This is a genomic window from Polluticoccus soli, assembly GCF_029269745.1.
GTDB lineage: Bacteria > Bacteroidota > Bacteroidia > Chitinophagales > Chitinophagaceae > Polluticoccus > Polluticoccus soli.
Genome location: NZ_JARJHT010000001.1, coordinates 1,994,862 through 2,008,260 on the forward strand (window position 1 = coordinate 1,994,862; position 13,399 = coordinate 2,008,260).

Annotated in this window: 10 protein-coding genes and 1 other RNA gene; 9 read left to right on the forward strand and 2 right to left on the reverse strand. The window is 46.4% G+C overall.

Annotated features, from left to right (window positions below; all coding sequences use genetic code 11):
- The first annotated feature begins 740 nt into the window (after positions 1–740).
- The 4 genes from P2W83_RS08810 to P2W83_RS08825 all read left to right on the forward strand — a co-directional run bounded on the left by P2W83_RS08810 (position 741) and on the right by P2W83_RS08825 (position 5,817).
- On the forward strand, positions 741–2,702 hold the full coding sequence (locus P2W83_RS08810) for a PKD domain-containing protein (protein ID WP_276133349.1): 1,962 nt from the start codon (positions 741–743) through the stop codon (positions 2,700–2,702).
- Positions 2,703–3,045: 343 nt separating this feature from the next.
- Entirely contained in the window at positions 3,046–4,179 is a 1,134-nt protein-coding gene (locus P2W83_RS08815) for a formimidoylglutamase (RefSeq protein WP_276133350.1), read from the forward strand.
- Between the two features lie 65 nt (positions 4,180–4,244).
- Positions 4,245–5,432, forward strand: coding sequence for a GTPase HflX (gene hflX / locus P2W83_RS08820; RefSeq protein ID WP_276133351.1), 1,188 nt, complete (start codon positions 4,245–4,247; stop codon positions 5,430–5,432).
- A gap of 139 nt (positions 5,433–5,571) precedes the next feature.
- On the forward strand, positions 5,572–5,817 hold the full coding sequence (locus P2W83_RS08825) for a hypothetical protein (RefSeq protein WP_276133352.1): 246 nt from the start codon (positions 5,572–5,574) through the stop codon (positions 5,815–5,817).
- On the opposite strand, the gene P2W83_RS08830 is transcribed toward P2W83_RS08825, so the two are convergent.
- Complete coding sequence (locus tag P2W83_RS08830) at positions 5,818–6,474, reverse strand: DUF2461 domain-containing protein (RefSeq protein ID WP_276133353.1); 657 nt, start codon at positions 6,472–6,474, stop codon at positions 5,818–5,820.
- Between the two features lie 151 nt (positions 6,475–6,625).
- Between P2W83_RS08830 and P2W83_RS08835 the strand changes: the two genes are divergently transcribed.
- The 5 genes from P2W83_RS08835 to P2W83_RS08855 all read left to right on the forward strand — a co-directional run bounded on the left by P2W83_RS08835 (position 6,626) and on the right by P2W83_RS08855 (position 11,620).
- On the forward strand, positions 6,626–7,792 hold the full coding sequence (locus P2W83_RS08835) for a 1-deoxy-D-xylulose-5-phosphate reductoisomerase (RefSeq protein ID WP_276133354.1): 1,167 nt from the start codon (positions 6,626–6,628) through the stop codon (positions 7,790–7,792).
- Positions 7,793–7,848: 56 nt separating this feature from the next.
- Positions 7,849–9,192 carry an RIP metalloprotease RseP gene (rseP, locus tag P2W83_RS08840; RefSeq protein WP_276133355.1) on the forward strand — a complete coding sequence of 448 codons (1,344 nt, stop codon included), beginning with the start codon at positions 7,849–7,851 and terminating at the stop codon, positions 9,190–9,192.
- Between the two features lie 111 nt (positions 9,193–9,303).
- Positions 9,304–9,674: a transfer-messenger RNA gene (gene ssrA / locus P2W83_RS08845) on the forward strand.
- Between the two features lie 56 nt (positions 9,675–9,730).
- Positions 9,731–10,159, forward strand: a complete 429-nt coding sequence (locus P2W83_RS08850; protein ID WP_276133356.1) for a thiol-disulfide oxidoreductase DCC family protein — start codon at positions 9,731–9,733, stop codon at positions 10,157–10,159.
- A 129-nt stretch (positions 10,160–10,288) separates the two neighbouring features.
- Positions 10,289–11,620 carry a T9SS type A sorting domain-containing protein gene (locus tag P2W83_RS08855; protein WP_276133357.1) on the forward strand — a complete coding sequence of 444 codons (1,332 nt, stop codon included), beginning with the start codon at positions 10,289–10,291 and terminating at the stop codon, positions 11,618–11,620.
- Between the two features lie 48 nt (positions 11,621–11,668).
- Here P2W83_RS08855 and P2W83_RS08860 read toward each other — a convergent pair whose 3' ends face one another.
- The gene (locus P2W83_RS08860; protein ID WP_276133358.1) at positions 11,669–13,360 is read right to left on the reverse strand and encodes a hypothetical protein; all 1,692 of its coding nucleotides are present in this window, start codon (positions 13,358–13,360) and stop codon (positions 11,669–11,671) included.
- Positions 13,361–13,399 lie beyond the last annotated feature (39 nt).

The following is a 13,399-nucleotide window of genomic DNA, read 5'->3' on the forward strand; positions in this document are numbered from 1 at the left end:
GTTAGCGCCCAAAAATATAAAAAACAGATAGAAATGGCAGATGGTTCAAAATAATAAAGGGATTATTTAACAATCTAATATGTTGATAGCATTTGTTGCCGCTTTTGTCATGAGTTTTTTGTTTGGTGGCTTGTTGTTGCGACAGGGTAGAGCCGTAATGCAGGCCTGTAATGGGTTTTGGTTGAATAGGGTGTATTGATAGGTTGCAAATTTGTTGCCGGATGGGGCGTTTTGTTGTCGTTTACTGCCTGTTTGGGCTTTGGGAACAAATAAAAGAGAACAATTTGCTGCTGAGATAGATCTTCGGGCGCTGCTTGACTGAATGTGGTATGGTTTATAGTTTTCATTACTACAAATATACAATAATTTATTGATTTTTGGATGGCGCACGATACGAGAATTCCCCTCCTTAGTTAAGGAGCTTTTCCATTGAAATAGTCATCAATTTAAAGCGGGGGAAGTTTGCAAAGAGAGTGAAGGCTCTTTGCAAACCGGGGTGGTTGAAACGCTGAGAAATGTTCCTTCAGCTGAAGTTTAAGTCCGCAGCTTTTTCAACCACCCCGACCGGCAACGGGCTTGCGCCCTCTGCCGGTGTCCCCTCCTCATCTGAGGAGGGGAGTTGCGTTTTATTTTAATTGCTCCGTCATTTTTTTGTTAACCGGGACGGTCCCCGTGTTTTAACGGTACCAATAATAAGCCCTGGTTGCTATTTTTATAGGTCTGCAATCCTAAACCTATAGATGACCAAATATTTACTTCTTGTTAGCTTCTACCTCTTACCCTTTAGCCTGACCGCGCAAGATTGGCGCTGGACAGTAAAGGGCGGCAGTATGGACCAGAACCCAAGCAACCCACCCGAAGAGGAGGTTGTGGATATGGCTACAGACCCCAATGGTAATGTGTATGTGCTGAGCCTCGTCAACCAAGGCAATGCTTATGTGGCAGGGATGAATAAGCAAAGCTATGGTTCGTCAGACTGGATGCTGGCTAGTTTTAAGTGCGATGGGACTTTGAGATGGGCTAAGGTAATTGGTGGGCCCAAAAGCGACTATCCCGCAGCTATGGCCATTGACCACAACGGGGGGGTCTATGTATCGGGGCAAATATCGCTAAATGGCGGGGGAAGCTTTGTAGGAAACATAGATGCGGATGCAACTGTTCCACAAGGTGCGAAGGGGCTTTATCTTATAAAATATGATACCTCTGGTAATTACCAATGGTATAAGACTCCACAAGCCGATACGGTGACGCCACAGGCTACGCAGTATACCTACTCTATCGATATGGCAGTCGAACCTAATGGCGCTTTACACTGGTTTTGCAACCTTCCTAAAGGCGAATTTGGAGGACCCGGCGGCTTTGTTTCTAATGCCCTTGGCGTCTATATGTTGAAGTATAATGCGGCAGGCAATTTTGGGGGTGGAATGAACTTGGATATATCATTTGCAGGCACTTCAGCTACAGGCGCTAAGATGGTAAGGAATCATAAAAGCGGCAGACTTTACTTTGCGGGAAATACCGGCCTCTCGACAAATGTCGTTAAAGTAGGCAGTGCTACTTTGTCGGGAACGATGTATGTAATTTGCTTGAACAGTTCTGGACAGGTAGAATGGTACCGGCAAAATACAGATCCTGATTCGTATTCAAGATTTACAGGCCGACCTGTTCTTGACGAAGCTGGTAACCTATATCTAACTGGTGAAGGGAGACCTTCTGGTCAAACGTCGCAAGCTACATCGTTTAATGGATTTGTAATTCAGGATAATGGCAACGCCAGCATGCGTCCGTTAGTAATTGCGTTAAACCCCGATGGCAACAATATTTGGGCAACAGCAGCCACCAATGTAAATGCAGCAGGAGGTGGAACGAACATCGCATTACGTAATAGTGGCGAGGTATGGGTAATATCATCTTTTACCGGCAGCATAAAATGGCTCTACTACAACACTACATACAACCTGCCCGGTGCTAACTATAAAATACTTATCACGCGTTTCCATACCCAAACAGGTAAAGTGTTGGGTATGGATACTATAATGGGTAACAGCGGTACGAAAGTTTATCCTACGGCTATAGCGGCAACACGGGACAATGTGTTTATCGGCGGCAAGATGGAAGGTAGTGTAACCAAGGGAGGTAATACAGTGACCAAAACAGGCGGTCTCTATGATTGGTTCGTAACAAAATATGGCTATGGCTGCAACTGTAACAATATACCCGAGCCTAAGTTTACCTTCACCCGTGTAGGCGATAAACAGGTGAATTATACCTATACCGGCAGCGGCCAAACCAGCCTGACCTGGGATTTCGGGGATGGTACCAGCTCAACTCAAACCAGCCCCAGTCATAACTACAGCCAAAACAGCTTTTACCAAACCTGTGTAACAGTAAGCAACAGTTGCGGAGATAATATCTACTGCCAGGATATCTTTCTATGGCCTGTAGGCACCAAAGAGGTAGAGACGACTGCTGGTGAAGTAAAGATTTACCCAAACCCTGCTAATGAATATTTGTACGTTGAAGGTGCTGCAGCAGGGATGCAGCTGTCCATACAGAACACACTCGGCCAGGTATTGCATAGCAGGGTAGTGAGCAATAGCAAAGAAGCGATTAATATTTCGCAGTACGTACCGGGTAGTTATGTGGTGTTGCTGACCGCAGGAGATGGTAACAGGAGTGTTGTGAAGGTGACGAAACAGTAAAAAATACGAGAACTCCCCTCCTCAGATGAGGAGGGGATGTTTGCGGAGAGTCGGAACGACTCGTAGCAAACAGGGGTGGTTGAAGGCTGAAGATTGTTCCTTTCAGCTGAAGATCTAATTCTCAGCTTTTTCAACCACCCCAACCGGCAACGGGCTTGCGCCCTCTGCCAGTGTCCCCTCCTCATCTGAGGAGGAGAGTTTGAAGGCAATGACGTTTGGTGGGCTGCCGGCATAAAATATCAAACGAATTACAATATCAGGTCGCAGGCAAGCGTTATTGGCTGAGTATATGTGTATAATGCGTGTGGGGATTTGATTACTTTAGCCGCTACTAACAGTATTTATGCAAGATCTGAGGCCTTTTTTTACCCCGGGGCACTTTATTGAAACTAAAGGTCCGGGCACTTATGAACCCCTGCAATGGGGGGCAAACATCCAGTGTTTTACCAGCGATCAATTTAACTGGGAAGATGCTGATATCATCATTCTCGGCTGCGGCGAGCAGCGAGGTGACGATCCCGAAGCTAACTATAGTAACAGTCCTGATGCCATCAGGGAACAGCTGTATAATTTATACTCCTGGCACTCTGCGGTAAAGATCGCCGATGCCGGCAACATCCGGCAGGGTGAGACGGTAGATGATACCCGTGCTGCTCTGCGCATAGTGCTGGAAGAGCTACAGCAGGCAGGCAAAACTGTTATTGTGCTGGGTGGCTCACACGACCTTACTTTCCAGCAATACGAGGCTTTCAAACGTACCGGCAAGATGATCAACGCATCGGTAGCCGATATGTTGATAGACCTGGATGAGACCGAGGCTATGACATCGAAGAGCTTCCTGATGGATATGCTGACGGCGCAACCCAACTTCGTGAAGCACTACAGCCACATTGGTTTCCAGAGCTACTATGCACACCCGCGCATGCTGGAAACACTGGATAAGCTGCGCTTCGATTTCTTCCGCCTCGGCAAGGTGCGCGATCATATAGAAGATATGGAACCCGTGCTGCGCAACAGCGAGCTGTTTAGCTTCGATATGAACGCGATACGCTACAGCGACGCGCCTGTCAATGTGAATGGGTCGCCTAATGGTTTTACTGGCGATGAAGCATGTGTGCTGACGCGTTTTGCAGGTATGAGCGATAAGCTGAGCTCGCTGGGTATTTATGGTTATGATGCGGCCAATGACACGCACAACATGACCGCCCGCCTGATATCGCAGATGATCTGGTATTTTATTGACGGCTACCTGGTGAGAAAAACCGAAGCTGAGCTGCATGAACATGAAGAGTTTGTGGTGTTCCACGTCAGCTTTACCGACAACGATACTACCTTCCTGAAAAGCAAGCGCACCAACCGCTGGTGGATGAAGTTGCCTAACCAGGCGTATGTGCCCTGCTCGTACAAAGACTATATGCTGGCCAGCAGCGACGAGATACCCGAGCGCTGGTTGCGTGAGCAGGAAAGGTTGCTATAACCGATAATTCGTAATTTTGCATAGTAAACCATCCCTTTGGGATGGTTTTTTTACAGTAGAAGTAAATGATCGAGAACAAAAATATTATTCAGAACGAGGAGCGCGCTGTATTGGTGGGCCTGGTACACAAGTTGCAAACGGAAGACCAGCTAAAAGAGTACCTCACAGAACTGGCTTTTTTGGCAGAAACTGCCGGCGCAGTAACGGTGAAGAACTTTATGCAAAAATTGCCGAAGCCGGACAGCAAGACCTTTGTGGGTAAGGGTAAGCTGGAGGAGATACGAGATTATGTGCAGGCAAAGAATATTAACCTGGCCATTTTTGATGATGAGCTTACAGGTTCGCAGATCAACAATATTGAAGAGGTTCTGAAAATAAAGACCATAGACCGCAGTGATCTTATCCTCGACATTTTTGCGCGAAGGGCTAAGACCGCTCAGGCCAAAGTACAAGTAGAGCTGGCGCAATACCAATATATATTACCACGCCTGCGAGGTATGTGGAAGCACCTTGAACGACAGGGTGGTGGTATCGGTTCGCGTGGACCGGGTGAAACGGAAATTGAAACGGACAGGCGTATCGTTAAGGACAAAATATCGCTGTTGCGCAAACGCCTTGGTGAGATCGATAAGCAGGCAATGACACAGCGTAAAGAGCGCGGTACCTATATACGCGTAGCCCTTGTGGGTTATACCAACGTAGGCAAGAGCACGCTGATGAACTTGCTGACCAAGAGTGAAGTGTTTGCAGAGAACAAACTCTTCGCCACGCTGGATACTACCACGCGCAAAGTGGTGTATGAGCAAACGCCTTTCCTGTTGAGTGATACAGTAGGGTTTATCAGGAAGTTGCCACACCACCTTGTGGAAAGTTTTAAGAGCACACTGGATGAGGTGCGTGAAGCAGATTGCCTGCTGCACGTGGTAGACATATCGCACCCTGCGTACGAAGACCAGATGGGTGTGGTGAACAAAACACTGCAGGACATCAAAGCATTCGACAAGCCGGTCATTACCATCTTCAACAAGATGGATCTATACGAAGAAAGAACGTTCGACCCTTGGCTGGACAGTGAAGTGAAACAGGATCTGCTGCTCCAGCTGAAGAGCAGGTGGGAGCATGTTACACACAACAACTGCGTATTCATTTCTGCAACTGAGCGTCGCAATATTGACAAGCTCAGAGGCACCATATTGGATAAAGTAAAAGACTTGTACCAGGAACGTTATCCATATCTGACACAGTTTTACTAAGCGGTATTATCAGGCTATTATATATGAGGCAAAAATTTTTGTAAAAAGGCCTCACATATAGTTTATTGCTATTCCATGAGGCGATAAAATTGTTTACCTTTCTATAAACAATTTTTAAACCACTCTAAAATAGGCCCAAATGAAGCAGAAGACCCGTGAATTACTAGTAACAACCAAGGTGGCTCAAAACTGGCAGGAAGATTTTGATCAGAAAGTGGAAGAGTTGATGGACATTGTCAGCAAAGTGGATAACGACAACAAAATGCAGCAGTCAACTGAAATGCTGGATGTATATCACACCTCTACACAAAAATCAAAACCCAGCAGGAAGAAGAAAATAGTGCAGAAAGACCGTCCGTTCGAGTTTCTTGTTTTTTGTAACTAGCTAATCCAATCCTCTATTCAGAAAATCTACTAAAGGTTTCATTACGGAAAACAATTTCACTACTTTAGGAACAAACGTTCTTGAAGTGATGTCTTTATCATCTATTGGCGTACTGACGATAAAGCTCTTCATCTTCAGGTAGTCTATAGCCGGGTTATCGGCAGTATATCCCTGGGGAAGCGTCTTCAGTTGTTCGCCTTCCAGTTTCTTAAAGTGTTTTTTGAACGTCGGCTGTTTAAGTATCGATTGTAACTCATCCAGGTTATAGTCTATTTCCTGCCGCGTTGCTTTCAGCAGAGGCGCCTCAGGCATCCAGAGCCCACCTGCCACGAAGGCTTTGCCGGGTTGTATGTGTATATAATAACCGGCATCAGGCGCCTTGCGGCCAGCCCGGCTGAAGTACGCACCAAAGTGATCTTTGTATGGGGTTTTGTCTTTCGCGAAGCGCACATCCCTGAATATCCTGAAAATGCTGTCCTTAGCCCGCTGTTCAGCCATACCCGGCTCAAACTTGCTTAATTCTCCGTGCAGCTGGGTTACCATCTGTTCAAAATCCTGTTTGGCGGCTTCGTATTCTTTGCGGTGGTCGTCAAACCAGTTCTTATTGTTGTTCTTGTTCAGTTTGGTAAGAAAGCTGATGGTTGCAGGCTGCAGCATGTGTGTTAAGATTTTCAGAAAAACCAAATGTGAGAACGAATATACAGTAGTCTCATTTAGCTTTGGGGCGCAGGCTGTATAATTGTTCCACGGGTTTGAATACCTTTGAATTGTGAAGCAGGAATTGCAGGGATAAAACGAAAAAAAGATAATGAAGCGATTAGCCATATTGGGTTCAACGGGGTCGATAGGAACACAGGCCCTTGATGTTGTTGCCGCGCATCCGGAGATGTTTGAGGTGGAAGTACTGAGTGCACATAGCAATTCTGCATTGCTGGTGCAGCAGGCGCAACGGTTCAATCCCAATGCGATTGTTGTAACCGACAATTCAAAATACCAGGAAGTAAAAGATGCTTTATCGCACCTGCCTATCAAAGTATTCAGCGGTGCTGAAGCACTTAATGATGTAGTGCAGTGGGATACGGTAGACACCGTGCTCGCCGCTATAGTAGGTTTTGCAGGTCTGTCGTCTACACTGGCCGCCATTAATGCCGGTAAACGTGTAGCGCTGGCCAACAAGGAAACATTAGTAGTGGCAGGTGAGCTTGTAATGCAGCTGGCACAGGAAAAAAAGGTGGAGATCATTCCGGTAGACAGCGAACACTCGGCGATATTTCAATGCCTGGTAGGCGAGAATCCTAATAATATTGAGAAAGTAATCCTCACGGCTTCGGGCGGACCATTCCTTGGCCGCAAGCCAAACTACCTGGTGAATGTAAAAGCCAGCCATGCGCTGCAGCATCCCAATTGGACGATGGGCGCCAAAATAACCATCGACAGTGCTACGCTGATGAACAAAGGCCTGGAGATGATAGAGGCCAAGTGGTTGTTTGGATTGCAGAACGACCAGATAGAAGTGATCGTGCATCCTCAGTCTATCGTACACTCGCTGGTGCAGTTCACCGACAGTTCGGTAAAGGCCCAAATGGGTCTACCGGACATGAAGCTGCCCATCCAGTACGCTATTGCTTACCCGCATCGTATTCACAACGACTTTAAAAGGTTCAGTTTCAGGGATTTCGCTAAGCTAACGTTTGAGCAGCCTGATTATAAAACTTTCCGTAATCTTGCACTCGCGAAAGAGGCTATGTACCGAGGTGGGAACAGCCCCTGCGTATTGAACGCAGCGAACGAGGTAGTGGTGCACTCATTTTTGCAAAATAAAGTTAGCTTTATAGAAATGAGCGACATTATAGAAAAGGCAATAGAACATGTTGCCTTTGTCGAACATCCCACCCTGGAAGACTATAAGCATTCTGATGCAGAGGCACGTATCTATGCAACAGAACTTGTAAAACAAAGCCAGCTTTCGTACTAATAGTTTTTTGTAACAACCACATGCAGTTAAATTCAGTTTTACTTATATCTGGTGGCATGGTGCAAGCTTTGCAGCTTCTTGCCGCTCTTTCCCTATTGATCCTTCTTCACGAATTTGGTCACTTCTTTTTTGCGCGCCTGTTCAAAACACGCGTAGAGAAATTTTACCTGTTCTTCGACTTCCTGTTCCCGTTCCCTAACGTGCTAAACTTCGCCCTTTTCAAAAAGAAGAAAGGCGATACAGAGTACGGTCTTGGCTGGTTCCCGCTGGGTGGCTATGTGAAGATCTCGGGTATGGTGGACGAGAGCATGGATAAAGAACAAATGGAAGCGCCACCGGAGCCATGGGAGTATCGTTCTAAGAAAGCCTACCAGCGCCTGTTCATCATGCTTGGTGGTATCATCATGAACATCATTGTAGCTATTGGTATATACGCACTGGTATTTGGCGTATGGGGCGAAGAATACCTGCCAACGCAGAATGCGAAACACGGTATCATGGTAGATAGCACTGCAGAAAGTATTGGTCTTCGCAATGGCGATAAGATACTGGCTGTTGATGGTAAACCGGTTCCTCGCTTCAGGCAGATCATGTCTGAATTCATTTTCAGCGAAGCCAAGTCATTTACTGTTGAACGCAATGGCGCCAATGTAGATGTACCAATACCTTCAGGAACTATCCGTAAGATCATCAAAGGCCAGCGCAGCACATTTATCCTGCCACGCGTACCGGTTGTTGTATCCAATATTGCAGACAAGAGTGAAGCTGAGCGCATGGGTCTGAAAGAAAATGACAGCATCGTTGCGGTTAACGGACAAGCTGTACGATTTGTTGATGAATTTGAAACGATCAAGAAAGCTTCTGTAGGCAAGCCTATAGCGCTGACCGTGTATAGAAAAGATGTGTTCGTGTCGCTGAAGGGAACGGTGCCTGAGAATAAGATACTCGGCTTTGCATGGAAAGGCCCTGAAAGCTTCTTTGCAATGGATAAGATCAAATACAACCCGATAGAGGCAGTAGGCAAAGGCTTTTCTTTCACCGGCGAACAGATCAGCAACTACTGGGCGCAGCTGAGGATGATCTTTACATCGAAAGAAATAAAGGCATCTGAAAGCCTCGGCGGTATCATCAGCTTCGGTAAGATATTCTCTCCGGTGTTTGACTGGCAGGATTTCCTGATGCTGACAGCGTTTGTATCTATCATCCTTGCAGTAATGAACCTGCTTCCTATTCCAGGTCTGGATGGTGGCTATGTGATCTTCCTGCTGTTTGAATTGATAAGTGGCAGAAAAGTTAGCGACAGGGTGATGGAAAAAGCGACAACAGTAGGCCTGGTCCTGCTGCTCGGCCTGATGTTATATGCTAATGGTTTGGATATATTCAGGCTATTTAAGAATTAAGGTTTTAACAGATCTTAAGGTTGATATTTCGTAAATTTGCAATAGTTCTTTGATATTTTACTTTTTACGCGGCAATGCCCATTGCCGTTTGTAAACTGCAAATACTATACTGGGGCCGACTGGTTTTGACAGCATAGGGCAGGGTAAGTAAGCATGTCGTGCGTTGGATAATTAGCACGTAAATCTGAATATTCAAACCAATAAATGGCGAATCTAACTACGCCATGGCTGCCTAATTAAATTTAGAGCAACCATTTTGGCCGCCGGGGTCGTTGTCCGTTTCTGCCCCCGCCGCCTAACTCAAACCGAACACGGAATAAGCTTTGCAGGGTCGCGATGCAAGGACGAAAAATTTAGCGTCTAGGGAAATTGTAGGTTCGTCCGGCTCCGGCAATTTTCCGAAATCAAATTCCGGAATACACATGTAGAAAGCTTATCGGGCATATGTTTGGACGCGGGTTCGAATCCCGCCGGTTCCACAAGCTTTAAATCGCCTTAGGGCGATTTTTGCGTTTATAGAAGTACCTTTCCGTAGCAAATGAAATTGCAACACCGTATCCCTGGATTAGAAGGCAAGACCGTCATTTTTTTCGATGGTGTATGCGATCTGTGCAATGGCATGGTACAGTTTGTTATTAAGCGGGATAAAGACAAGCGTTTTCATTTTGCCTCTCTTCAGTCTGAAACAGGACGACGTGTTTTGCAAGCGTTGCCGCCTGAATTAAAAGGTATAGACTCGATTCTGCTGTATACCAATGAAGAGGTATATGTTGAATCTACCGCGGCCATAAAAATAGCGGCGATGCTGCAGGGCCTGTGGGCAAGCACAAACGCGCTCATGATCATTCCCGCAGGTATCCGAAATATTTTCTATCGCCTCATTGCCCGCAACCGTTATCGCTGGTTTGGGAAGAGAGATCTGTGCATGGTGCCAACTCCAGAGCTGAAGGCACGCTTCCTTGATTGATGTGCTGAGTATAGCTTCTCGTCTCTTGCCCCCATCAGCTTTTTTTACTTTGCATATCAACACCGGCCTCTTCCATAAGCCAGGCACGAATAGGAGGTAGCTTTGTGTAGTGTTTTAAAAGTAACCCACATGAAAGCGCTACTTCTCCTCGCTGTGAGCCTGCCGCTATTTATAAACGCTCAAACCATTCACAACAACAGTTTCGAGAACTGGTACATCGTTAACTACAACGTGCTGGCAAATTGGATGACATCGAATGAGATCACCATTCCGCAATATGGTGCACCAAATGTGACTAAGATCAGCCCGGGAGTTACCAATTCATCTTTAAGGCTGGCAACGATTGCAGTTGGACTCGATACCATGATCGGGTTTATCACTAATGCCGCGGGGCTAACTACAGGAGAAGGGGGAATGCCTTATTCACAGCGGCCAACTGGATTGCAAGGTGATTTCAGGTATAACATAGCACCTCACGATACTGCACGCATCCTGGTATCGTTCAAGCATTCGGGGGTAGTGTTTGCCACCGATATGATCTCTATATGGGGTGCGCAACAATCGTTTGGTCAAAAAAACTTTTCCCTGCCTGTTATGACAGCATCGGGCCTTACACCTGACTCGGTTGTTATTGCAATAACCTCCGGCGATTTTCTTAACTCGCCTGCGGCAAACAGCTATATCGAAATAGACAATCTTGTATTTACAGGGTCCAATCTTACACAGGGCATCAACGGCGATTTTGACAACTGGCTACTCGAATCTTTTGTTGATCTTAATGACTGGGCGCCTACAGGTTCTGTATTTCAAACGAGCGATGCATTTTCCGGTAACTATGCTGCGAAGCTTATGTCGAAAAACAATGGTGTTGTTATAGAGGCAGCAAGTATTAAGCAGAATTTTGTTCCATCCAAAACCATAGATACATTGATCGGCTGGTATAAGTACACATCAAAAACTCCGGATTCTGCCAGCGTCGAGGTCAATATGGTCGGTATAGGTGGGCCTTCTGCAATAATTACGAAATTCCTTCCCGCCGTAGCCGGTTATACGCAATTCAAAATACCGTTAGTGGGCGCAAACAGTTCAACAGTGAAGGCAACGATATTGATCGGGTCGTCAAGGTTGAGTCCGTTGATGGGCGATAGCAGTACACTCTATCTCGATTCGCTTGTGATCAAGCCGCAGGTTGTAGAAGTAAAAGAGGTGGCGAATAATACCAGCGTTCACGTTTATCCTAACCCGGTAAAAGATGTTTTGACTATTGCGATGGACGACGACCTTGAAACGAAAGCGGCAGTCGCAGTATATAATTCTACAGGTACCAAAGTGTATTTAGGTATGGCAATTATTCAAGGTGGTAGAGCTGCGATACCTGTAAAGCAGCTTGCTACCGGTATGTACATTTACGAAGTAAAGCTAGACGAAGCTGAATACAAAGGCAGATTTATGAAAGAATAGCATTGAAAAGTGGAATAAAAAAGGATGAGCGCCGCTCATCCTTTTTTACTAGTAGAAGTTGTAATCCCGTTTGACAAAATTCAACCGAATACCTGCCTGGATATAACTGGTGGAGGTAGTGGCAGCGGTACCGGAATATGTGCGGTGTGTAAACCCAAGGTCGATGAACAGGTTTTCTTTTAGCTCGTAAGAACCATTAAGGCTTACCAGCGCACATTTTGTTTTTACACCACTTATCAGGTCGTACCCGTGCGATACGTCTCCGTCTATGGCGGGGGTACGTGTGTCGTAATCTTTAAAGATGTTGTTACCGAAGTTACTCGATGCGGTATCTGCGCCTTTTTCATAGTACATGCCTTTCAAGCTCAGGTATAGGTTCCTTACTGGTTGATAGCGTACTATACCAGTGATCTCTGCAAAGCTGGCGCCAAGCGGGTGCGCGAGGGGCTGGTTGTAATGCGTATAGTTGGCTATGCTATCAAAGTGCGCGTAGGTGAATGGACGTACCATATTGATCTCACCCTGTACGTCGAGATTGTTTACGCCAAATGCGTCGAAGTATTTTCCTCCAAACTGGATGCCGAATTTGTTAGCCCAGTAACCATCGCCTGCCGCCAGTTCTTTCGAGGTGAATTCGTCTAGGAAGAGCTGACCGTAGAATTGGAGGTGCTTTGCAGCTAGTGCTTTGGCATTAATACCCAGCACCACGTTGTCGGGGCTACCCAATGCACGCTCAACCTGGCGATACAGTATGATCGGAACCATGTAACCAAACTCGTACCTGTTGACACGATGGAAGATAACGCCTTCAAATAAACCCAGGTTCAGCCATTTGGTGGCGTTCACGCTTAGGTAGTGCATGGTAGCATACTTGTGCGGAAGCTGTTGGTTGATGCTATTTGTCAGCTGTGGCGTCAACTCCATGTACAGGTTCTGGTAGTTCAGTTTCCAGATGCGCGTATTGAGCCTTAGGAAGGCATAGTTGGCACCGAAGTCGCTGAGGAAAAGGCTGCGCATGCCATCGCCATAGTTATTCTTGTCGTAACCGAAGGTGATGTTGATGTGCTCTTTTATTACAGAGAAATCAAGATATCCCTTTGCCAGCAGGTAATCGTAAGTATTGCCGTGGCGAGTAAAGAAGTCAGCACCTGGCACAGCCCTGAAGGTATCTACCCAGTCTGCTACATAAGAGGGCGCCTGCTCCTGGTTGTCGGTGAAGTAAGTATAGAACCCCAGCTTCTTGCAGATCCAACCCCGTGCTTCAAGCCCACGGTTGCTGGTGAACAACATGCCATCAGGGTTGTTGATTTCATGTATGCCGCTGGCAGTAAGTACCGGGTTAGCTGAAAGAAAGAAATCTTTGGTCTTTACATATACCAGGTCTGGCTGTTTTTTGTACAGCCTGTTATTGAACCACGGCCTTTTCGAGTCAATTGCTCCATTTTCATCTTTCGCCCACTCGCCGCTTACCGATATGGCATGGCGTATGTTGTAGCGGTCAAGATTTGAAAGCGATAGCTCCTGGTTTTCCTGCTGTTTCTCCAGGAAGCGGACCATATATTTTCGGGATACGGGCTTCACGCTTAGAAAGAGATCAGGAGATAACTCGCCCGACCGGGTTTCCAGCCTGTCCAGTAGGTTGTAATCCTCAGTGCCCGTAGGCAGGTACGTAGTTTGCGCCGATGTAGTCATACTAAGCGTGGTGGCGAAGAGTGCGAGGTAAACTGTATTTTTAAGCATAGGTCAGTTTCTAAAGGTGGTAAGTGGTAACTTGCCCCA

Bases quoted from the DNA above. Each gene is read 5' to 3' on its own strand.
- P2W83_RS08810 (WP_276133349.1), top strand. From the start codon at position 741: ATGACCAAATATTTACTTCTTGTTAGCTTCTACCTCTTACCCTTTAGC.
- P2W83_RS08815 (WP_276133350.1), top strand. From the start codon at position 3,046: ATGCAAGATCTGAGGCCTTTTTTTACCCCGGGGCACTTTATTGAAACT.
- hflX (WP_276133351.1), top strand. From the start codon at position 4,245: ATGATCGAGAACAAAAATATTATTCAGAACGAGGAGCGCGCTGTATTG.
- P2W83_RS08825 (WP_276133352.1), top strand. From the start codon at position 5,572: ATGAAGCAGAAGACCCGTGAATTACTAGTAACAACCAAGGTGGCTCAA.
- P2W83_RS08830 (WP_276133353.1), bottom strand. From the start codon at position 6,474: ATGCTGCAGCCTGCAACCATCAGCTTTCTTACCAAACTGAACAAGAAC.
- P2W83_RS08835 (WP_276133354.1), top strand. From the start codon at position 6,626: ATGAAGCGATTAGCCATATTGGGTTCAACGGGGTCGATAGGAACACAG.
- rseP (WP_276133355.1), top strand. From the start codon at position 7,849: ATGGTGCAAGCTTTGCAGCTTCTTGCCGCTCTTTCCCTATTGATCCTT.
- P2W83_RS08850 (WP_276133356.1), top strand. From the start codon at position 9,731: ATGAAATTGCAACACCGTATCCCTGGATTAGAAGGCAAGACCGTCATT.
- P2W83_RS08855 (WP_276133357.1), top strand. From the start codon at position 10,289: ATGAAAGCGCTACTTCTCCTCGCTGTGAGCCTGCCGCTATTTATAAAC.
- P2W83_RS08860 (WP_276133358.1), bottom strand. From the start codon at position 13,360: ATGCTTAAAAATACAGTTTACCTCGCACTCTTCGCCACCACGCTTAGT.